General features: G+C 67.1%; 15 protein-coding genes. 8 read left to right on the forward strand and 7 right to left on the reverse strand.

Annotated features, from left to right (window positions below; genetic code table 11):
- Positions 1 to 6 precede the first annotated feature (6 nt).
- Positions 7 to 1,113 carry a DegT/DnrJ/EryC1/StrS family aminotransferase gene (locus DYI37_RS11665; protein ID WP_116683385.1) on the forward strand — a complete coding sequence of 369 codons (1,107 nt, stop codon included), beginning with the start codon at positions 7 to 9 and terminating at the stop codon, positions 1,111 to 1,113.
- A 575-nt stretch (positions 1,114 to 1,688) separates the two neighbouring features.
- Here DYI37_RS11665 and DYI37_RS11670 read toward each other — a convergent pair.
- Positions 1,689 to 3,872 carry a TonB-dependent hemoglobin/transferrin/lactoferrin family receptor gene (locus DYI37_RS11670; RefSeq protein ID WP_158555159.1) on the reverse strand — a complete coding sequence of 728 codons (2,184 nt, stop codon included), beginning with the start codon at positions 3,870 to 3,872 and terminating at the stop codon, positions 1,689 to 1,691.
- Between the two features lie 340 nt (positions 3,873 to 4,212).
- Between DYI37_RS11670 and DYI37_RS11675 the strand changes: the two genes are divergently transcribed.
- From DYI37_RS11675 to DYI37_RS11695, 5 genes are all read left to right on the forward strand, one after another.
- The gene (locus DYI37_RS11675; protein ID WP_199520143.1) at positions 4,213 to 5,100 is read left to right on the forward strand and encodes a heme/hemin ABC transporter substrate-binding protein; all 888 of its coding nucleotides are present in this window, start codon (positions 4,213 to 4,215) and stop codon (positions 5,098 to 5,100) included.
- Positions 5,097 to 6,206 (forward strand): FecCD family ABC transporter permease, encoded by a 1,110-nt coding sequence (locus DYI37_RS11680; protein ID WP_116683387.1) that lies wholly within the window; start codon positions 5,097 to 5,099, stop codon positions 6,204 to 6,206. The genes DYI37_RS11675 and DYI37_RS11680 overlap by 4 nt, the downstream gene beginning before the upstream one ends.
- A gap of 11 nt (positions 6,207 to 6,217) precedes the next feature.
- A complete protein-coding gene (locus DYI37_RS11685) occupies positions 6,218 to 7,006 on the forward strand; it encodes a heme ABC transporter ATP-binding protein (protein ID WP_116683523.1) in 789 nt (262 codons plus the stop codon).
- A gap of 13 nt (positions 7,007 to 7,019) precedes the next feature.
- The gene (locus tag DYI37_RS11690; RefSeq protein WP_116683388.1) at positions 7,020 to 8,054 is read left to right on the forward strand and encodes a hemin-degrading factor; all 1,035 of its coding nucleotides are present in this window, start codon (positions 7,020 to 7,022) and stop codon (positions 8,052 to 8,054) included.
- A 260-nt stretch (positions 8,055 to 8,314) separates the two neighbouring features.
- On the forward strand, positions 8,315 to 10,297 hold the full coding sequence (locus DYI37_RS11695; protein ID WP_116683389.1) for a methyl-accepting chemotaxis protein: 1,983 nt from the start codon (positions 8,315 to 8,317) through the stop codon (positions 10,295 to 10,297).
- An 87-nt stretch (positions 10,298 to 10,384) separates the two neighbouring features.
- Here DYI37_RS11695 and DYI37_RS11705 read toward each other — a convergent pair whose 3' ends face one another.
- From DYI37_RS11705 to DYI37_RS11720, 4 genes are all read right to left on the reverse strand, one after another.
- Positions 10,385 to 10,999: a sarcosine oxidase subunit gamma gene (locus DYI37_RS11705; protein ID WP_116683391.1), complete on the reverse strand. Its 615-nt coding sequence runs from the start codon at positions 10,997 to 10,999 to the stop codon at positions 10,385 to 10,387.
- Positions 10,992 to 13,961, reverse strand: a complete 2,970-nt coding sequence (locus DYI37_RS11710) for a sarcosine oxidase subunit alpha family protein (protein ID WP_116683392.1) — start codon at positions 13,959 to 13,961, stop codon at positions 10,992 to 10,994. The genes DYI37_RS11705 and DYI37_RS11710 overlap by 8 nt, the downstream gene beginning before the upstream one ends.
- Positions 13,958 to 14,227 carry a sarcosine oxidase subunit delta gene (locus DYI37_RS11715; RefSeq protein ID WP_116683393.1) on the reverse strand — a complete coding sequence of 90 codons (270 nt, stop codon included), beginning with the start codon at positions 14,225 to 14,227 and terminating at the stop codon, positions 13,958 to 13,960. The genes DYI37_RS11710 and DYI37_RS11715 overlap by 4 nt, the downstream gene beginning before the upstream one ends.
- A 64-nt stretch (positions 14,228 to 14,291) precedes the next feature.
- The gene (locus DYI37_RS11720) at positions 14,292 to 15,542 is read right to left on the reverse strand and encodes a sarcosine oxidase subunit beta family protein (protein WP_116683394.1); all 1,251 of its coding nucleotides are present in this window, start codon (positions 15,540 to 15,542) and stop codon (positions 14,292 to 14,294) included.
- 199 nt (positions 15,543 to 15,741) lie between these two features.
- Here DYI37_RS11720 and DYI37_RS11725 point away from each other — a divergent pair, with 199 nt between their 5' ends.
- Both DYI37_RS11725 and DYI37_RS11730 read left to right on the forward strand, forming a co-directional pair.
- Positions 15,742 to 16,743, forward strand: coding sequence for a GlxA family transcriptional regulator (locus DYI37_RS11725; RefSeq protein ID WP_245413884.1), 1,002 nt, complete (start codon positions 15,742 to 15,744; stop codon positions 16,741 to 16,743).
- A 74-nt stretch (positions 16,744 to 16,817) separates the two neighbouring features.
- Entirely contained in the window at positions 16,818 to 17,543 is a 726-nt protein-coding gene (locus DYI37_RS11730) for a helix-turn-helix domain-containing protein (RefSeq protein ID WP_199520144.1), read from the forward strand.
- A 65-nt stretch (positions 17,544 to 17,608) separates the two neighbouring features.
- On the opposite strand, the gene DYI37_RS11735 is transcribed toward DYI37_RS11730, so the two are convergent.
- Both DYI37_RS11735 and DYI37_RS11740 read right to left on the reverse strand, forming a co-directional pair.
- On the reverse strand, positions 17,609 to 17,890 hold the full coding sequence (locus tag DYI37_RS11735) for a hypothetical protein (protein ID WP_116683395.1): 282 nt from the start codon (positions 17,888 to 17,890) through the stop codon (positions 17,609 to 17,611).
- Positions 17,887 to 18,588, reverse strand: coding sequence for a hypothetical protein (locus tag DYI37_RS11740; RefSeq protein ID WP_116683396.1), 702 nt, complete (start codon positions 18,586 to 18,588; stop codon positions 17,887 to 17,889). The genes DYI37_RS11735 and DYI37_RS11740 overlap by 4 nt, the downstream gene beginning before the upstream one ends.
- Positions 18,589 to 18,621: the final 33 nt, after the last annotated feature.

The following is an 18,621-nucleotide window of genomic DNA, read 5'->3' on the forward strand; positions in this document are numbered from 1 at the left end:
ACCCTGATGTCGAGCCCCAACCGCATACCCGTCTATCAACCCGACCTCACGGGCAACGAGCGCGCCTATGTGCTGGACTGCATGGATAGTTCGTGGATCTCCTCGATCGGCAGCTATATCGAGCGGTTCGAGAGCGCCCTCGCTCAGATCACCGGCGTCGGCAACGCGATCAGCCTTTGCAACGGGACCGTGGCGTTGCATCTGGCGATTCACTGCCTCGACATCGGCCCGGGGGATGAGGTCATCGTACCGACCTTCACCTATATCGCCTCGGTCAACGCGATCGCGCAGACGGGCGCGACACCCGTCTTCGTCGACAGCCGGGAAAGCGACTGGCTGATCGATCCGGAGAAGGTGGAAGCGGCGATCACCCCGCGCACTCGGGCCATCATGCCGGTTCATCTCTACGGCGCGATCTGCGACATGCCGCAGATCATGCGGATCGCCGATCGTCACGGGTTGAAGGTGGTGGAAGATTGCGCTGAATGTCTCGGCTCTTCGCTGAACGGTGCCCATCCCGGCAGCTTCGGCGACGTCGGCACCTTCTCCTTCTTCGGCAACAAGACGATCACGACCGGAGAAGGCGGTGCGGTGATTGCGAAGGACGACGCGCTCGCCGCGCGGTTGCGTAAGGTCAAAGGTCAGGGCCAGAGCCTGACACGGCGCTACTGGCACGAGGAGCTCGGCTTCAACTACCGCATGACGAACATCGAGGCGGCGATCGGCATGGCGCAGGCCGAGCGGCTGCCGCAGATCCTCGAGCGCAAACGCGCGATCGCGGCGCGATACCGCGAACTTGCCAGCGACCTGCCGGTCTCGTTCCAGCGTCCGGACGAGGGTGTCGTCAGCAGCGAGTGGCTCGTTTCCGTCCTGATCCCCGAGCATACCGACCGCGAAAAACTCATGGCGGGCATGGCCGCCGATGGGGTCGAGACGCGGCCGGTCTTCTATTGCGCCCACGAGATGCCGATGTACGACCAGGGCCCGCGCCCGGATCTCGAAGTCGCTGGAACCATCTCCCGGCGCGGCATCTCGTTGCCATCGTTCCCCGCATTGACTGCGGAAGATCAGGATCGGGTCATCGCCTCGCTCTCGAAGGCTTTGGGTCGGTGATGAGCGCGATCATTGGCTGCCGTCATCGAACGCTGCGAACTGCGTGAGCGCTTCAATGAGGTGTAGGGGTCCCGTCCGGCATTTCACCGGCCGGCCGGGCTCCGGTGTCGCTCTTCTGAGGTGATGCTCGGCGGCAAAGATCCGAGCATCTCTCATCCGCGACGAGTCTGACCGGCATTCCTGCCCTGAGGGGATAAGCCTGATGGGGGCGGTGATGGCACAAGCGTCATCGACCGATCTTGGACGCGGGATTTTCGCCGGGTCGCTGCAATCGCAACAGGGCGTCCCATGCCAGCGGGACTCCGCTCATCAGCGCCTGAGTTCCGCAAGCGGCACTCGGTCTTGCATGCCTTCGGAACACCGAAATCTTCGCCGGTCGCCGCAGGCTGGCGCTCTGACCCGATTGATGAATGGGCGGTGGAACCGGATCGGACCTTCCAGGGCCGGATCTGCAGATGGGGGCCGCCTTCGGGCATCTCGCCGATATTGCGAAGCGAGCCGTCAGACGGACGGTCACAGTCGAGGACGGTTCGAACCGTTCAGGGCTCGGAACCGTCCTCGCGATGCAGGCACCCTTAGAATGCGTAGGCGACGTTCATCCGGAACGAGCGACCCGGCTCCGAATAGAAGAGATCGGGCTGCGAGCGGACCTCGGGGACGCTCACCGCTTCATAATAGGTCTCGTCGAGGATGTTGAAGACGCCGCCGCTGATCTTCAGGCCGGGGAGCTGCTTGGGCGCATACCATGCGGTGAGGTCGAGAACGCCGTAGCCGGGCGCCTCGAAGCCTTCGTCCACCTTGTCGCGCCTGTCGGCGAGCTGGGCCGAGAGCTCCGTGCCCCAGCTCTCCTCGCTGTAGCCGAGGCCGAGAAGGGCGCTGAGCGGTGCGACGCTGTCGAGATAGACGCCCTCCGTCCGGTTCTCTCCCTCGGCATAGGCAAGCGATACGCGCGCAAGCCAACCCGGCGCGAACTCCACGTGTCCGCCGACCTCCACCCCGGAAATGCGGGCCTCCGGCACGTTGACATAGCTCGAAACGCCGCCGATCGGATACTCGCCGCCCGGCGGGGCGAGTTGCACGGTGTCGATGAAGTCGTCGTAGTCCGTGCGGAAGACGTTGACATAACCGCCATAGGTCTCGCGCTCGAGCTTCAGGCCCGCCTCGACGCCCCGGCTGGTCTCGGCCTCGAGCCGTGGATTGCCGGTGCGCAGATAGGTGCCGACGCCTCCGAAACGCGAATAGAGTTCGCCCACCGTCGGCGCGCGGAACCCTTCCAGATAGCTCGCATAGGCCGTGAGGCCCGGCACGAGGTCGTAGGCGACGGTGATCTTCGGCGACAGCTCCGTGTCGGAGGCCGATGGCGGCAATGTGCCGTCGAAGTCCTCGTTGCGCTCGAACTGCGCCGTGAGTTCGGGCTTCTCCTCGAACCAGTCGAAGCGCAGGCCCGGCGTCACCCGCAGTCGCCCGTCCATCAGCCCGATCTCGTCCTCGGCGAAGAGGCCGATCGCATGACCCTCGATCTTCGGCGTATCGGCCTGATTGGTCTTCAAGAACCGGCAGGAGAAGCTGTCCTGCCGCCGCCTCAGGGCGCACGCATCCTCGCCGCTCGCATATTGCTCGCTGGTCGAGGTCCGCATCTCGGTGCCGAAGGTGAGGAGATGGCTGAAGACGCCGGCCTCGAAGCTGCGCGAGGCGTGGGCGTTGAGGCCGAACGTCTCCTCCTCGATGGCGTTCTCGCGCCGGAAGGGACCGACGACCGTCGCCGAGCGGACGGCGTCGATGCGATCGAGGCGTTCCACGGTCTGCCAGTAGAGGGTCGCGGAGGCGAGATCGACCCATCCGGCACCGGGCTCGGCTGCCTCGTAGTCGTAGCCGAGGGAGATGCGCCGGCGCTCCACCTCGTCGCGGGCCGTGTAGTCGCCCGGCCGATAATTGCCCGATCCCCGGACACGAGGGTCCGGGACGCTCTGGGACGTCCTCTGGTCGATCTCGTTCTCGCGGTGGAAGATCTCGCCGGCGAGGCTGAAGCGGTGCCCGCCGTCCAGATAGTGATGGATCTTGGCCAGACCGTTATACTGTTCGTAGTCGAGCGGATTGGGTGCCGTGCGCGTCGCACCGAAGGTGTCCCGCTCGCCCTGGGTCTCCACCTCGTTGCCGCCGCGATAGCCGCCCTGCGCGAGAATATAGGTGTCGCCGAAGCGGAAGGCGGCGGCACTGGAATTGAACCAGCTGTCATCGGCCGAATCGTAGCCGCTCTTGGTCAGGAAGCCGGTCTTGCGGTCGTCGTAGATGAGGTCTTCCGGGTCGAGGGTATCGAGGGCGAGAACGCCGCCGAGGGCGCCCGAGCCGAGCAGCGGATCTGCGCCGCGCGTCAGGTCGAAGGCCGAGAGCGTGTTGAAGTCGAAGGCGTCCGGCCCGCCCACCGCGCCGCGGGTCACGTCGAAGAGATAGGGCACGCGGATGCCGTCGATCGTGGTCAGCACGCGCGGGCCGGCCAGCCCCCGGATATTGATCGAGCGCGCGGCGCGATCGAAGCTGACGCCCGCTTCCACCCGGTCGATGTCCTCGATGTCCTCGATCACCCGGTTCTCGATCGTCTCGCGGGTGGTCGTCTGCGTCGTCACCGTTCCGCCGACACCGAGCGGCGGCGCTGCGCCGTCGGCCTGCACCATGACCTGATCGAGAAGGACCGGGGTGTCCCGCGCGCTCTGAGCCAGAGCGCTCCCGGCCATCAGGGCACCGAGCGCGACGGTCGTCATCGCGGTTCTGAAACTGTGTCGGGTCGCGGGGTGCATGGACGGGAACTCCTGGTGCTCGTCGGGTGACGGCGCATTCGATGGGGGAGGAAGCAGACTTGCAAAGCGGTTATTCCGAAATAAATCCGCGAGTCAACGAAGAACAATTCCAATATTCGAAATCAAATCTGACTTTTGAATTGGAATAATTCCAAAATATCAGCCTTATACCAGTCCATTCTAGAAGTATTCTACACTAATATTCTTGACGACTGACCGTAATTGATCCAATCAAGCCCCATGTCCTGCCTCGGGGGTGCCGTCCGCTGGCGGCCCGTCAGCCTGCTCCAAGGAACGATCTCCGGTGCGTCTTTTCCTTTCGATCTTCGCCGCGTGTCTGATGCTCTCGCCGCTCCCTGCGGGCGCGCAGAGTGATGCCGGCTCCCGAGCGGGCGATCCCCGGCGCATCGTCTCGATCGGCGGCGCGATCACCGAGATCCTCTACGCGCTGGGTGAGGAGGACAGGATCGTCGCCGTCGACACCACGAGCCTGTTTCCGCCCGATGCCCTCGCGACGAAGCCGGATGTCGGCTATCTGCGCCGCCTGTCCGCCGAGGGCGTCCTGTCGCTCTCGCCCGATCTCATCCTGATGGAGGAAGGCGCGGGACCGCCCGAGGCGGTCGAACTCATCGACGCGGCGGGCGTCGCGGTCGAGCATGTGCCGACCGGCGGAAGCCCCGAGGCGCTTCAGGACAAGGTGCGCATCGTCGCCGATGCCGTCGGCCGGACGGGCGAAGGCGAGGCCATGGCGAAGCGCATCGGCGAGGCGTTCGCGGCGCTGGCCGCCGATCTTCAGGGGGTCGGCGAGAAGAAGCGCGTGCTGTTCATCCTCTCCATGTCCGACGGACGGCCGAATGCCGCCGGCAGCGGAACGGGGGCCGATGCGGTGATGCGGCTTGCGGGGGCCGAGAACGTCCTCGGCGATGTGGAGGGCTACAAGGTCCTCTCGACGGAAGCCGCGGCAGCTCTTGCGCCGGACGTGATCCTGACGGTGAGCGGGGCCGGTCCCTCCGGCGTCGATCCGCTCTCCGTTCCCGCTCTCGCGGCGACACCTGCCGGGACGAGCGGTTCGGTCGTCACCATGGACGCGCTCCGGCTTCTCGGCTTCGGGCCCCGCACGCCGGAAGCCGTGCGCGAGCTCGCCGCCGCGCTCTATCCGGACGAGGTCTCGAAGACGGAAGCCGGTCGATGACGCTCAGCGCGACGCAGGCGACGGCCCGCGGGCACCGAGCCCCGGCAGCCCCCGGCGACCGCAGCGCCATGGCGCGCCGGGCGATCGCGGTCCTCCTCTGCGCCTTCGTCCTCGTCATGCTTGTAGGTCTTGGCACCGGCCCGGCTTTCCTGGCGCCAAACGAGGTGGCCCGCATTCTCCTTGCCGGACCCGATGGTGTGGGGGGCGCGGACACCTCCCTCGCCGACCGGGTGATCGTCTGGCAGATCCGTCTGCCGCGCGTACTTCTCGGGGCGCTCGTCGGTGCCTCCCTCGCCATCTGCGGCGCGGTGATGCAGGGGTTGTTCCGCAATCCCCTCGCCGATCCGGGTCTCATCGGCATCTCGTCGGGCGCAGCGCTCGCGGCGGTGGCGACCATCGTCCTGTCGGGTGGCATTCTCGCACCCTTCGCCGCCATCACCGGCATCTACGCCCTGCCGATCGCCGCTTTCTGCGGCGGGCTTCTGACGACGCTCCTCATCTACCGCATCGGCACGCGCTCCGGGCGCTCGTCAATGGGGCTCATCCTCCTCGCGGGCATCGCCATCGCGGCCCTCGGCGGCGCGCTGACCGGCTTTCTCCTCTATCTCAGCAACGACCAGCAGCTGCGCGACATCACCTTCTGGAGCCTCGGCGGGCTTGGCGGTGCCAGCTGGACGAAGCTTCTGGCCGGCGCACCGATGATGCTCGCGGCCATCCTAGCCGCGCCGTTTCTCGCGCGCGGGCTCAACGGGATCGTGCTCGGCGAGGCCGAAGCCTTCCACATGGGCGTCGACGTTCAATGGCTGAAGCGCGCCTCGGTGATCCTCGTCGCGCTCGCGACGGGCGCCGCCGTCGCCATGTCCGGCACGATCGGCTTCGTCGGCATCGTCGTGCCCCATCTCCTGCGCCTCTGGATCGGGCCCGACCACCGCGCTCTGTTGCCGGCCTCGGCGCTCGGCGGCGCGATCCTGCTCATCCTCGCCGACATGGTCGCGCGCACCGTGGTCGCGCCCGCCGAACTGCCGATCGGCATTCTGACGGCGGCGCTCGGCGCGCCGGTCTTCCTCTCGATCCTGCTGTGCCGCCGCGGCTTTGCGGGATTGTGAGGGCTTACAAGATGCTCACGATCGAAAGCGCTCATCTGCGCTACGGAAACCGGGCGATCCTCGAAGACGTCTCGGTCGGGATCGAGACCGGCAGCTTCACCGTCGTCGTCGGGCCGAACGGCGCGGGCAAGTCCAGCCTCGTCAAACTGATGACGGGAGAGAGCGAGCCGAGCCTCGGCACCGTGCGTCTCGCCGGCGCCGACCTGAGCGCGTTCTCGCCGAGGGCGCTTGCACGACGACGAGCCGTTCTGCCCCAGAGTTCGGCCTTGAGCTTCCCGTTCACCGTCGCCGAGGTGATCCGCCTCGGGCTCGAGGCGGGCGGCCATCGCCTGATGCCTTCGGCGATCGAGACCGCCCTTTCGACCGTCGACCTCTCCGGCTTCGAAGCCCGCAGCTTCGAGACGCTGTCGGGGGGCGAGCAGCAACGGGTCCACATGGCGCGGGTGCTCTGCCAGATCGGCGAGCCGGCATCGTGGAGCGAGCCGCGCTACCTGTTTCTCGACGAGCCCGTCTCCAGCCTCGACATCCGCCACCAGCTGAGCGTGCTGCGCATCGCCCACGATCTCTCCCGCAAGGGCGCAGGCGTCGTCGCCGTTCTCCACGACCTCAATCTCGCAAGCGCCTTCGCCGATCGCATCCTCGTCGTCTCGAACGGGCGGATCGCGGCGGATGGACCACCCGCCACAGTCATCTGCGATGGGCTCCTCGGCGAGGTCTTCGCGACCGGGCTGAAGGTCGGCCGGTTGCCGCCCGCCACCATGCCGTTCGTCCTGCCGCAGACCGCGGCCTTTCCCACCTGATGGAGCCTGCCCCATGAGCCTTTCGGCCGCCCCCGACCGTCCAGCCGCACCCATGCCGTTCTATGCGAGCGGCAAGCGGTCGCGCGATCTCGCCCGCGAGATGGGAATCTCGGAGGCCGAACTCCTGTCGCGCCATCAGGGCCCCGAAGTGACACGGCTTCGCGCCCATGCCGGCGATCTCGTCGAAGCCCTGCCGGCGCTCGGCGAGATCATGGCGCTCACCCGCAACGAAGGCGCGGTCCACGAGATCGTCGGCACCTTCGCCGGCATTTCGATCGCCGGCCCCATGGGCCTCGTCGTCGCGCCGCCTCTCGATCTCAGGCTGTTCCTGAACCACTGGGTCCACCTGTTCGCCGTCGAGATCCCGAGCGAGGACAAGGACCCGCGTCGCAGCATCCAGGTCTTCGACAAAGCGGGGGACGCGGTGATCAAGATCCATCTGCGTCCGGCCTCGGATGTCTCGGCCTTCGAGGCGATCCGCAGCCGCTTCATGGAGAGGGGCGGCCCGAAGGCGCCGGCCTTCGAGCCCTATCGTGACGCGGACGCTCCGGCGGGCAAGGTGGACGCGGCCGGGTTCCGGCGCGACTTCGCGGCCATGCGGGACGTTCACGAGTTCTTTCCGATCCTGCGCAGATACGGGCTCGACCGGCGCGCCTCCCTCGATCTGATGGGAGAAGACCATGCGAGACGATTGGCCCCCGGCGCGGCGACGGCGATCCTCACCCAGGCGGCGAGCGCCCAGCTGCCGATCATGTGCTTCGTCGGCAATCGCGGCGCGATCCAGATCTTCACCGGCCGGGTCAAGACGGTGCGCGCGATGGGGCCGTGGATCAACGTCCTCGATCCCGGCTTCGACCTGCATCTGCGCGAGGATCTCGTCGCCGAGGCCTTCGCCGTCCGCAAGCCGACGAAGGATGGGCCGCTGACCTCGGTGGAGCTCTTCGCGGCGAACCGGACGATGATCGCCCAGTTCTTCGGAGAGCGCCAACGGGACGAACCGGAACGGTGCGACTGGTCCGCACTGATCGCCGGCCTGCCGAAAACTTGAGGTGAAACGCAGGAAAATGGATGCGATCGCCGCAACCGCCGCCGCGGCTGTTCGTCGGCGCTTCGTCCGCGACGAGGCCATTGACATCAACGCCTTCCTGCAGCGCCCTGCCGCAAAGTAAGCCTCTCACGCCCCGGATGCAGAGCCGGGGCCACCGAAGATATCTCGCCTGCAGGTCTGGCGTGCAATGAATTCGAAGGCTTTTGGGGGGAGTTTGTCCAGGCAATCACGTTTCCGCGAGTTCGACCCCCCGAGGTACCATGCGTCTTTCCGTAACGGCCAAGCTTCTGCTTGGCGCCGGCGTCACCATTCTCCTGACGGTCGGCGCGACCATGACCATCATCGCCAGCGCGACGCAGTCGCGAACCGAGGCGATGCTGGCCGATTCCATCCGGTCCGAGGCCCAGTCCGTCGCCGGACAGATCAAGGCGCCCGTCATGGAACTGACCGGGGCCGCGCGGGCCATGGCCGATACGATCGGCCTGCGCCATGCCCTCGGCGACAACGAGCGCACGGCGCTGATCCAGAACCTGAAGCCCAATCTCGTCAACAATCCGCTGGCCGTCGGCAGCTGGTTCATGGAGGATGCGAGCCGCCCCTTCGACGGGCAGGCGATCGCGGACCAGCCGGAGATCGGTGCGGATTCCCAGGGACATTTCAATCCGATCTGGACGAGGACGCCGGACGGCGACATCACCTTCGGCCCCTATGAGAACACCTTCCAGGACGTGTTCTGGACGCTCAGCTCCGAAAGCCGCAAGGGCGCGGCGACGCCCCCTTATCTCGACACTTCGGCCGCCGTTCCGCAACTGATGTTCAGCGTCACCTTCCCGGTCATGTCCAGCGACACGTTCCTCGGCGTCTCGGGCATCGATATCGGCCTCGGCCAGATCTCCCAGTCGCTCGCCGATATCCATCCGTTCGGAGGGCGCGTCACGCTTCTGTCGGGCGAAGGAAACTGGATCGCCCATCCCGACGCCCAGCAACTGAACCAGCCTTACGGATCGGGCGAAGGCGCGGACGCACTGGCGGCGGCTCTCGCCGATGGAAAGCCCCATCAGGTGGCCGGCACGTTCTCGACGCTGGACGCGCCGGCAGAGCGCGTCTTCATGCCCTTCCAGCTTCCCGGTCTCGATGCCCGCTGGATCGTCGTGGTGGACGTGCCGGCCACCGTGATCTCTGCGCCCGTTCGCAGCCAGGCCATCGTCATGCTGATCGGCGGTGTCGCGATCCTCGTCTCCACGCTCCTGCTCCTCGGCCTCCTCCTCGATCGCGTGGTGCGCCGGCCGATCGTGCGCTCGGTCGAGATGGCGCAGGCCATCGGCGCGGGCGACGTGTCGCGCCGTGTGGCGGTGAAGGCGAACGACGAAGTCGGCGATCTCCTGCGCGCCATGAACCGGATGGGCGAACAGCTTTCCGACACGGTCGGCGACGTGCTGCGCTCGGCCCGGGAAGTCGCCTCGGGCGCCGGGCTCACCTCGCAGACCGCCGAGCGCCTGTCTGCGGGCGCGACCCAGCAGGCCGCCGCCTCCGAAGAAGCCTCGGCCGCCGTGGAGGAGATGTCGGCCAATATCCGCCAGAACGCCGACAACGCCGTCGAGACCGAGACCATCGCCCGCGCCGCCAGCGCCAGCACGGCACGCACGGCGGAGGCGGTCTCGCGTTCGGTTTCGGCCATGCAGATGATCGCCGACCGCATCGGAGTGGTGCAGGACATCGCGCGCCAGACCGATCTTCTGGCGCTGAACGCCGCGATCGAGGCCGCACGCGCCGGCCAGCACGGCAAGGGCTTCGCGGTGGTCGCGGCCGAGGTGCGCAAGCTCGCCGAGCGCGCCGGCGCGGCGTCCGAGGAGATCGCCAAGCTGTCCAGCGAAACGCTGGGCGTGGCCGACGAGGCCGGACGTCAGCTCGAACGTCTCGTGCCGGACATCCGGCGCACCTCCGAACTCGTGTCCGAGATCTCGGCGGCCTGCCAGGAGCAGTCCTCCGGCATCTCGCAGATCGCCCAGGCGATCGTGCAACTGGATCAGGTCACCCAGACCAATGCCGGTGCGGCGGGCGAGATGGCGGCGACCGCCGAGCAATTGTCGGAACAGGGCCGGGCTCTCAACGAGCGCATGAGCGTCTTCGTCACGCAGGACCGCGATGCGGAGCCGGCGCCGCCTGTCGCCGAGGAGGCGACCCCGGCTCCGGCCATCCGTCCCGCGCCCCTGCGGGCTCCCGCCTTGCGGCGGGCGGCCTGACAGGCCTCGCAAAAGCAGACGCCCGGTCGCAGCGGCGACCGGGCGTTCCGGGGGCAATCTGGATCATCGGACGGCAAGCGGTTGGCTTCAGCCCGCCCGCTCGACCGTAAGCCCATACTCGGCGGCACTCGTCGACAACCAGTGCCAGAAGCTTTCCGCATAGGATCGGAACATCGCGACCTCGTAGACGGGATCGCCCGCTTCGTCGGCCGGACGGCGCCAGAGCGTCACGCCCACATGGCCGCACTGGGTCGCCGCCGCATGGCCTTCGGGAAACGCAGCGTCGCCAAGATCGAGAAAGACGCCCTTGGCGAGGACTGCCTTCACGCGAGGGCCGGACAGGCTGAGGACGGCGAAGGCGTCGCTCTGGTCGGTGACCGATGCGAGGCCCGACAGCGTCTCGGCGAGGCTCTCGGAAAATTCGTAGCCACCATGCTCGCGGCAGGCGAGCCAGGCGCCGGGGCCGGTGGACACAAAAGCGAGATCGTTCCCCTCGGTCCGGCGACCGGCATCGGGAAGAGCGCAGCCGAAGGCGTCCGAAAACCGGTTTGCGAGATCGGCCCGCCTGCCCTTGCGCACCATCACCGTGGCGAGCGCCAGCGTCGAGCGTTCGCGGACTCTCACGCCCGCGGGGCGGACGTCGCCGACGGGCTTCAGGAGGCCATCGAAGGCCTCGACGGATGTCAGTTGAATCTCAGCCATGGAGGCGTGTCCCTTCCGGATCGACCTGATGGGGCGAACAGATCTCGACTTCCACATCCCCGCCGCGCACCGGATCATAGGCGCGGACGATCTCGCCGATGCGGTCAGGCCCCTTCCGGACGAGGCCGAGGCCGATCCAACCGCCGACGGTCGGCGAATAGGCGGCCGAGGTCACATAGCCCTCGTCGTTCTCGATGCGGGCCTCGGCGCCCTTCGCCAGCACATGGGAGCCGGCGCGCAGGCGCTCCCGGGGCGAGACCGAGCGAAGCCCGACCACCGCCGGCCGGTCCGGATCGGTCATGCCCGACCGGTTCGACAGGACGCGGCCGACGAAATCCTTCTTGGACGACATCATCCGCCCCATCCCGAGATCGGCCGCGGTCGTCTGGCCGTTGAGTTCGGGACCGGCCACATGGCCCTTCTCGATGCGCATCACGCCGAGCGCCTCGGTGCCGTAGGGCACGATGTTCCATTCGCGGCCGGCCTCCATGACGGCCTTGGCGAGGGCCTCGCCATAGCGCGTCGGGACGGCGATCTCATAGGCGAGTTCGCCGGAGAACGAGATGCGGAAGATGCGCGCGGGCAGGCCCTTCCACCGGAAGGCCTTGACGCCCATGAAGGGCAGCGCCTCGTTCGAGACGTCGACCACGTCGGCGAACAGGCGCTCCAGCACCTTGCGCGCGTTCGGGCCGGCGACGGCATATTGCGCCCATTGCTCGGTGACCGAAACGATCTGGACGTCGAGTTCGGGCCAGAGCACCTGCCGGCAATATTCCAGATGCTGCATCACCGGCCCGGCATTGGCCGTCGTCGTCGACATCACGAAATGGTCTTCGGCAAAGCGCGCCGTCGTTCCGTCGTCGAAGGCGAAGCCGTCCTCGCGCAGCATCATGCCATAGCGGGCCTTGCCGACGGCGAGCTTGGCGAAACCGTTGATGTAGACCCGGTTCAGAAGCTCGCCGGCGTCCTCGCCCTGGATATCGATCTTGCCCAGCGTGGAGACGTCGCAGAAGCCGACGCTGCCACGAACCGCCTTCACCTCGCGCGCGACGGTGTCCATCCAATCGGTCTCGCCGGCTTTCGCGAACATGTCGGCGCGCATCCACAGCCCCGCCTCGACGAAACTCGCCCCTTGCGCTTCGGCCCAGCGATGGGAGGCGGTGCGCCGCGTCGGCTGGAAGTGCTTGCCGCGATAGGGACCCGCGAAGGCGGCGAGCGTCACCGGCGTGTGGGGCGGGCGCGAGACCGTGGTGCCCACCTCCTCCATGGGCTTGCCGGTCAGGGCCGCCATGATCGCATGGCCGTTGACGGCGGACATCTTGCCTTGGTCCGTCGCCATGCCGAGGGTCGTGTATCGCTTCAGGAGTTCGACCGAGCGGAAACCCTCCTGCTTGGCAAGCCCGACATCGAAGACGGTGACATCGTGCTGGAAGTCGACGAAGGCCTTCTGGCGCGAGCGCGTCACATGCCAGAGCGGCGAGAGGGAGACGGCATCCTCGCTGGTCCTGACGCTTTCGAAGCGGCCACCCTCGAAACCCGCGGCACCCGCCGCCTCGGAGCCTGCCTCGGCGCCGGTTCGAAAGGCGCCCGCCAGCGAGAATTCGCCATTGGCCGCACCCGCCACATGGATATGCGAGGGCTTGGAGCCGGGCGTGAAGGCGTGGATCGCATCGGACCATTTCGGCCGCCCGCCGAGATGGGTGGTGATATAGAGATTGGGATTGAAGCCGCCCGAGACGGCGAGGCAGTCGGTGGCGATCTCGTGGGGCTCGCCGGTCCTGTCGATTACCGTCATGGCGCTCAGGGCCTGGCGGCCACTGGTCGCGACGACTTCGGCACCGACGAAGCGCCGCACGCCCTCGCGCACGGCGAAATCGTAGAGCTCCTGCGAGATCTCGGACCGGGCATCGACGACGGCCGAAACCTCGACCCCGGCCGCCAGACAGTCGCGGGCCGTCTGCCAGCCGTCGTCGCTTGTGGTGAAGATCGCGACGCGCCGGCCCGGCGCGACGCCGTAGCGATTGAGATAGGTGCGCACCGCGCTCGCCAGCATGACGCCGGGACGGTCGTTTCCGCCGAACGGGATCGGGCGCTCGTAGGAGCCAGCCGCGAGCACGGCACGCTTCGTGACCACGCGCCACAGGCGCTGGCGCGGCTGATGCTTCAGCGGCACCGGCAGATGATCAGCGACGCGTTCGACGAGGCCGAATTCGCGGCCGTCATAGGCGCCGAAGACCGTGGTCCGCGCCATCACCGTAACATTCGGCAGGGACCGCAACTCCTCGACGGCGCGCGATGCAAAGGCGTGGCCGGCCATGCCGTCCACCTCGTAACGCTCGGCGTTGAGCCGTCCGCCGAGCGCGAAATCCTCGTCTGCGAGAATGACGCGGGCTCCGGATCTGCCGGCCGCAAGCGCGGCGGCAAGACCGGCCGGCCCCGAGCCGATGACGAGAACGTCGCAGAAGGCGTAGGCCTTTTCGTAAGTGTCCGGGTCGGGCTCGTCGGAAGCATGGCCGAGGCCCGCCGCCCGGCGGATCGCCGGCTCGTAGATTGTCTCCCAGAAGCTCGCGGGCCACATGAAGGTCTTGTAGTAGAAGCCCGCGACGAAGAAGGGCGAGAGCAGCGAATTGATCGCGCCGACATCGAATTTCAGCGACGGGAAGCGGTTCTGGCTCGAGGCCTCCAGTCCGTCATAGAGTTCGGCCACCGTCGCCTTCGTGTTGGGCTCGCGGCGCGCGCCCTTGCGCATCTCGACGAGGGCGTTCGGCTCCTCGGGGCCCGCCGCGACGACACCGCGCGGACGGTGGTACTTGAAGGACCGGCCGAACAGCGTCTCGCCCGAGGCCAGCAGAGCCGAGGCGAGCGTATCGCCGGCAAATCCGGAATAGTCGCGCCCGTCGAAGCTGAAGCTCAGACGATGCTCGCGCTCGACGATCCCGCCTTTGGTGCGATAGCCGCTCATCGGCCGATCTCCTCGCTCGCGAATACCGTGCTCTCGATCTCGTGGGTGAGCGTATCGCGCTCCACCTTCACCCAGGCGCGGCAGCCGCCCGCATGGTACCAGTGCTCCACATGGCGGCCGGCGGGATTGGCGCGCAGATGGACGGCCTTGATGAAGCGCGCGAGCGCGTCCTCGCCGTCCGGGTCCGGCCGGGGCACGCTCGCATCGCCCCGGTAGACGAATTCCTGGATGTCGCGGCTTCCGCAATGGGGGCAGTCGATACGCATGGGTCAGGGAGCCTTTCCGGCACGCTCGCGCCGGGAGCGGTTCGCTCCCGCGCCGAGCCGCCGATCAGTGAAGATTGGGCTGGGCGCCGCGCCCGTTCTCGTTGAGGATGTGGCCGGTCGCGAAACGGTCGAGGCGCATGGCGGCGGCCGTCGGATGCGGCTCGTCGCGGGCGATGAGATGGGCAAAGCACCAGCCCGCGCCGGGCGTCGCCTTGAAGCCGCCATAGCACCAGCCGCCGTTGAGATAGAGGCCTTCGACGGGCGTCTTGTCGATGATCGGCGAGCCATCCATGGACATGTCCATGATGCCGCCCCAGGAGCGCAGCATGCGCACCCGGCCGATCGAGGGCATCATCGACATGCCGCTCTCGAGCACATGCTCGACGGTCGGAAGATTGCCGCGCTGGGCGTAGGAATTGTAGCCGTCGAGATCGCCGCCGAAGACGAGGCCGCCCTTGTCGGACTGGGAGATGTAGAAGTGGCCCGCCCCGTAGGTGACGACGCAGGGGACCTTCGGCTTGATCCCTTCCGAGACGAAGGCCTGAAGGACGTGGCTTTCGATCGGCAGTCTGAGATCGGCCATTGCCGCGACCCTCGAAGAGGAGCCGGCGACCGACATGCCGACCTTGCGGGCGCGGATCTGGCCCCGGCTCGTCTCGACGCCGACGACGCGGCCGCCTTCGCGCAGGAAGCCGGTCACCTGGCAGTTCTGGATGATGTCGACGCCGCGCTGGTCCGCCGCATGGGCATAGCCCCAGGCGACAGCGTCGTGGCGGGCCGTGCCGCCTCTCGCCTGCCAGAGGCCGCCCTTGATCGGAAACCGCGCATCCTCGAAGCCGAGGATCGGCACCATCCTGCGCACGGCATCGGCATCGAGCAGCGCCGAATCCACCCCGTGCAGACGCATGGAATTGGCCCGTCTCGCATAGGCGTCGCGCTGGGCATCGGAATGGAAGAGGTTGAGGACGCCGCGCTGGCTGACCATCGCATTGTAGTTGAGGTCCTGCTCCAGACCCTCCCACAATTTCATGGACAGCTCGTAGAAGGCCTCGTTGCCCGGCAGGAGATAGTTCGAGCGGATGATCGTGGTGTTGCGCCCGATATTGCCCGAGCCGAGCCAGCCCTTCTCGACGACCGCGATATTGGTGAGGCCGTGTTCCTTGGCAAGATAGTAGGCCGTCGCCAGGCCGTGGCCGCCGCCGCCGATGATGATCACGTCGTAGGAGGATTTCGGCGCCGCATCGCGCCAGGTGGGCGTCCAGCCGCGATGCTTTCGCAGCGCCTCGCGGAAGAGGGAGAAGGCGGAATAGCGCATGGCCTCGCAACGTCGTTCATGGCGTGGAGAGGATCATCGGGAAGACCCTCCATCCCCCGCATCATGCGCCTCTGCCGGAACGACACTTGACCGCGGGCGACGCCGACATGACCTTCAACGACATCCATGACAAAGTCGAGCGGGCGCACCGGCCGGATGCGATGTCACTCGAAACCGGAAGGCACGGAGCGAAGCGAAGATGCGAGGCAAGGACGAACGCGAACCGCAAAAGCTCGGCTTCCTGCTGGTGCCCGGCTTTGCGACCATGTCTTATGCCTCGGCGATCGAACCGTTCCGGGCCGCCAACGTCCTGTCGGGCCGCGAGCTCTACGCCTGGCGTCATGTGGCCCTCGAAACCCCGATGGCGGAGGCTTCGACCGGCCTCCTCTTCAGGGCCGATACCGTGGTCGGCGAGGCCGAGGATTTCGACGGGCTCGTGGTGTGCGCGGCCGGCAATCCCTCCAATTTCGATCACGAGCCGACCTTTGCGTGGCTGAGGCGGCTCGCCCGGCGCGGAACCTGGCTCGCGGGCGTTTCCGGCGGGCCGTTCGTGCTTGCCGCCGCCGGCCTGCTCGACGGCTATCGCTGCACGATCCACTGGGAGCACGCCGCAGCCTTCGCGGAGGCCTTCGCCGCACCGCGCCTCACCTCCTCGATCTACGAGATCGACGGCAAGCGCCTCACCTGCGCCGGCGGCATCTCCGCCCTCGACATGATGCATGCGGTCATCGCCGAGGATCATGGCGCCGATCTTGCGACCGCCGTCAGCGAATGGTTCCTGCAGAGCCATGTGCGCACCGGGGCCACCGGACAGCTGATGACGCGCTTCGAGCGCTTCGGCCTGCCGAGCGTCGGCCTGTCGAACGTGATCGAGGCGATGGAGGAGAATGTGGAGGAGCCCTTGCCGCGCGAGCGCCTCGCAGCCCTCGCCGAGGTCTCGATCCGCCAGCTCGAACGCTTGTTCGAGAAGCATATGCAGACGACCATCGACCAGCATTACCTGACCATCAGGCTCCGCCACGCCCAGCGGCTCCTGCACCAGACCCGGCTTTCCGTCGGCGAGATCGGCATCGCCTCCGGATTTCGCAGCGCGAGCCATTTCTCGCGCACCTACAAGGCCCGCTACGGCCACGGCCCCCGAGACGAAAGGTCGCTTCGTTTTCCTCAGGGGAAAACCGTCGCTCGCGCGCGGACCTTGTGATACCTGCTGAACGGGAGGCGGGCGCCGTTGCGGCATCCGCAGAACCGAACGCGACGAGTCCTCCGGAGGCGGAAATGCCCAAGAAAAAGACGATCGACGTCGAGACCGGCACCGGCACCGGGATCGCGACGTCGGGCCCGGAGACGCGCGGCGAGACCGGCACGGGGCCGGCCAAGCTCCGGCAGGATCCCCATGCGGTGAAGCCCGTCACCGAGAAGCGGCTGGAAAGCGCAATCGGACGCGAGGTCCGCAATCATCGGCGCCAGCACAATCTGACGATCGGCGATCTCGCCTCCGCCACCGGCATGTCCCTGGGCATGCTGTCCAAGATCGAGCGCGGCAACATCTCGCCCTCGCTCGCAACCCTCCAGTCGCTGTCGCAGGCGCTCGGCGTGCCGATCACGAGCTTCTTCAAGGGGTTCGAGCAGGAGCGCAGCGCCGTCTTCGTGAAGGCCGGCGAGGGCGTGGAGATGGAGCGGCGCGGAACGCGCGCGGGTCACCAGTACAATCTTCTCGGCCATATCGGGAACAATCTGAGCGGCGTGACGGTGGAGCCCTACCTCATCACGCTGTCGAAGGAATCGGACGTGTTTCCGACCTTCCAGCACGACGGGCTCGAATTCCTCTACATGCTCGAAGGCGAATTCATCTATCGCCATTCCGAGACGCGGGTGCATATGCGGCCCGGCGACAGCTTCTTCTTCGATGCGGACGCACCGCACGGGCCGGACGACTTCATCAAGCTGCCCTGCATCTATCTCTCGATCATCTGCTATCCGCAGGACCGGACCGAGCGCTAGGACGCCGAAGGTCCGGGCAATCGGCCCGTGCAGCGATGCCGAAGGCCCCTCGCCTCTCGCCCGGCCTATGAACGCCCATGGTCGTGAACCGTCTTGCGGATGCGGGCCGTCTTGTAGGCGTCGAAGATCGACATGGCGTAGACGAAGAGCCCGCCTGCGAGCTTGCCGACGATCGACACGTTCTCGGCCGCCGTCTGGAGCGTGTAGGCGCCCAGGAGGAGCATGAAGAACAGAAAGACGAGGCCGCGGACGCTCTGTCCGTTGAGCACCTGTCCCGTGCCCGGCAGGAGGATGGCGGCAGCAAGGACGAGAAACGGATGGTTCGGTTCACAGGCCCTGGCTCTCATGCCGCGTCTCTCCTTCGCATTTCCGCCCCTTCGAGCTCGTGGATATCATCGGCGATCGCGGTTAGGCGTCGAAGCACGCGTTCGAGGCGCACGGCGCCGAGGGGAACCATGCCCATCTCCGCATCGCGATAGATCAGATAGCGACCGCGATCGGCCTCTTCGGCAAGGAACACGATCCTTAAGCCCTTCGGCGAGAAGATCACCTCCTTCACGCTTGCGTCCTCGAAGAGATCGAGGTGGCGGCGCATGACGGTTTCGCCCGCCGGATCGCCCGGATCGTCGCTGCGGATCGTGCACTCTTCGGGATAGCCCGCCGGAATGGGGATCTGATGGGACAGGGTGTGGAAGGCGGAAAAGGTCTCGGTGCCGCCCGGGCGCACCATCAGGTCGAACCGCGCTTTCAGGGGCATCTCTTCGATCAGCGAGACGAGAACCCACAGAGCGGGAAGCTTGCGGACCGTCAGCGTGTCGGGAACCACCTGCACATCGAAGGCCCGGCCCCTATAGCGCCCTGCGATCCGGGGAAAGCCGGTGGCGGCGATCTGCATTCGGTGTTCGTCGAAAAGGGCGAGGCAATCGTCGAGGTAACGAGCCCGAGCGGCCGATCTTGCGGCTCTCGCCCGCGCGAGCTGCCATGAGAGGGCCGCCAGCGCGAGGCCGAGCCCGATTGCGGCAACTCCCATCCATGGATCGGTCATGGGGCCTCACGATCGTCCTGCGACCCATCCCTG

Source organism: Fulvimarina endophytica (assembly GCF_003403015.1).
GTDB lineage: Bacteria > Pseudomonadota > Alphaproteobacteria > Rhizobiales > Rhizobiaceae > Fulvimarina > Fulvimarina endophytica.

What these genes read in the sequence shown, in the direction of transcription:
- DYI37_RS11665 (WP_116683385.1), top strand. Translation starts at nt 7, where the DNA reads ATGTCGAGCCCCAACCGCATACCCGTCTATCAACCCGACCTCACGGGC.
- DYI37_RS11670 (WP_158555159.1), bottom strand. Translation starts at nt 3,872, where the DNA reads ATGACGACCGTCGCGCTCGGTGCCCTGATGGCCGGGAGCGCTCTGGCT.
- DYI37_RS11680 (WP_116683387.1), top strand. Translation starts at nt 5,097, where the DNA reads ATGACGCTCAGCGCGACGCAGGCGACGGCCCGCGGGCACCGAGCCCCG.
- DYI37_RS11685 (WP_116683523.1), top strand. Translation starts at nt 6,218, where the DNA reads ATGCTCACGATCGAAAGCGCTCATCTGCGCTACGGAAACCGGGCGATC.
- DYI37_RS11690 (WP_116683388.1), top strand. Translation starts at nt 7,020, where the DNA reads ATGAGCCTTTCGGCCGCCCCCGACCGTCCAGCCGCACCCATGCCGTTC.
- DYI37_RS11695 (WP_116683389.1), top strand. Translation starts at nt 8,315, where the DNA reads ATGCGTCTTTCCGTAACGGCCAAGCTTCTGCTTGGCGCCGGCGTCACC.
- DYI37_RS11705 (WP_116683391.1), bottom strand. Translation starts at nt 10,999, where the DNA reads ATGGCTGAGATTCAACTGACATCCGTCGAGGCCTTCGATGGCCTCCTG.
- DYI37_RS11710 (WP_116683392.1), bottom strand. Translation starts at nt 13,961, where the DNA reads ATGAGCGGCTATCGCACCAAAGGCGGGATCGTCGAGCGCGAGCATCGT.
- DYI37_RS11715 (WP_116683393.1), bottom strand. Translation starts at nt 14,227, where the DNA reads ATGCGTATCGACTGCCCCCATTGCGGAAGCCGCGACATCCAGGAATTC.
- DYI37_RS11720 (WP_116683394.1), bottom strand. Translation starts at nt 15,542, where the DNA reads ATGCGCTATTCCGCCTTCTCCCTCTTCCGCGAGGCGCTGCGAAAGCAT.
- DYI37_RS11725 (WP_245413884.1), top strand. Translation starts at nt 15,742, where the DNA reads ATGCGAGGCAAGGACGAACGCGAACCGCAAAAGCTCGGCTTCCTGCTG.
- DYI37_RS11730 (WP_199520144.1), top strand. Translation starts at nt 16,818, where the DNA reads ATGCCCAAGAAAAAGACGATCGACGTCGAGACCGGCACCGGCACCGGG.
- DYI37_RS11735 (WP_116683395.1), bottom strand. Translation starts at nt 17,890, where the DNA reads ATGAGAGCCAGGGCCTGTGAACCGAACCATCCGTTTCTCGTCCTTGCT.
- DYI37_RS11740 (WP_116683396.1), bottom strand. Translation starts at nt 18,588, where the DNA reads ATGACCGATCCATGGATGGGAGTTGCCGCAATCGGGCTCGGCCTCGCG.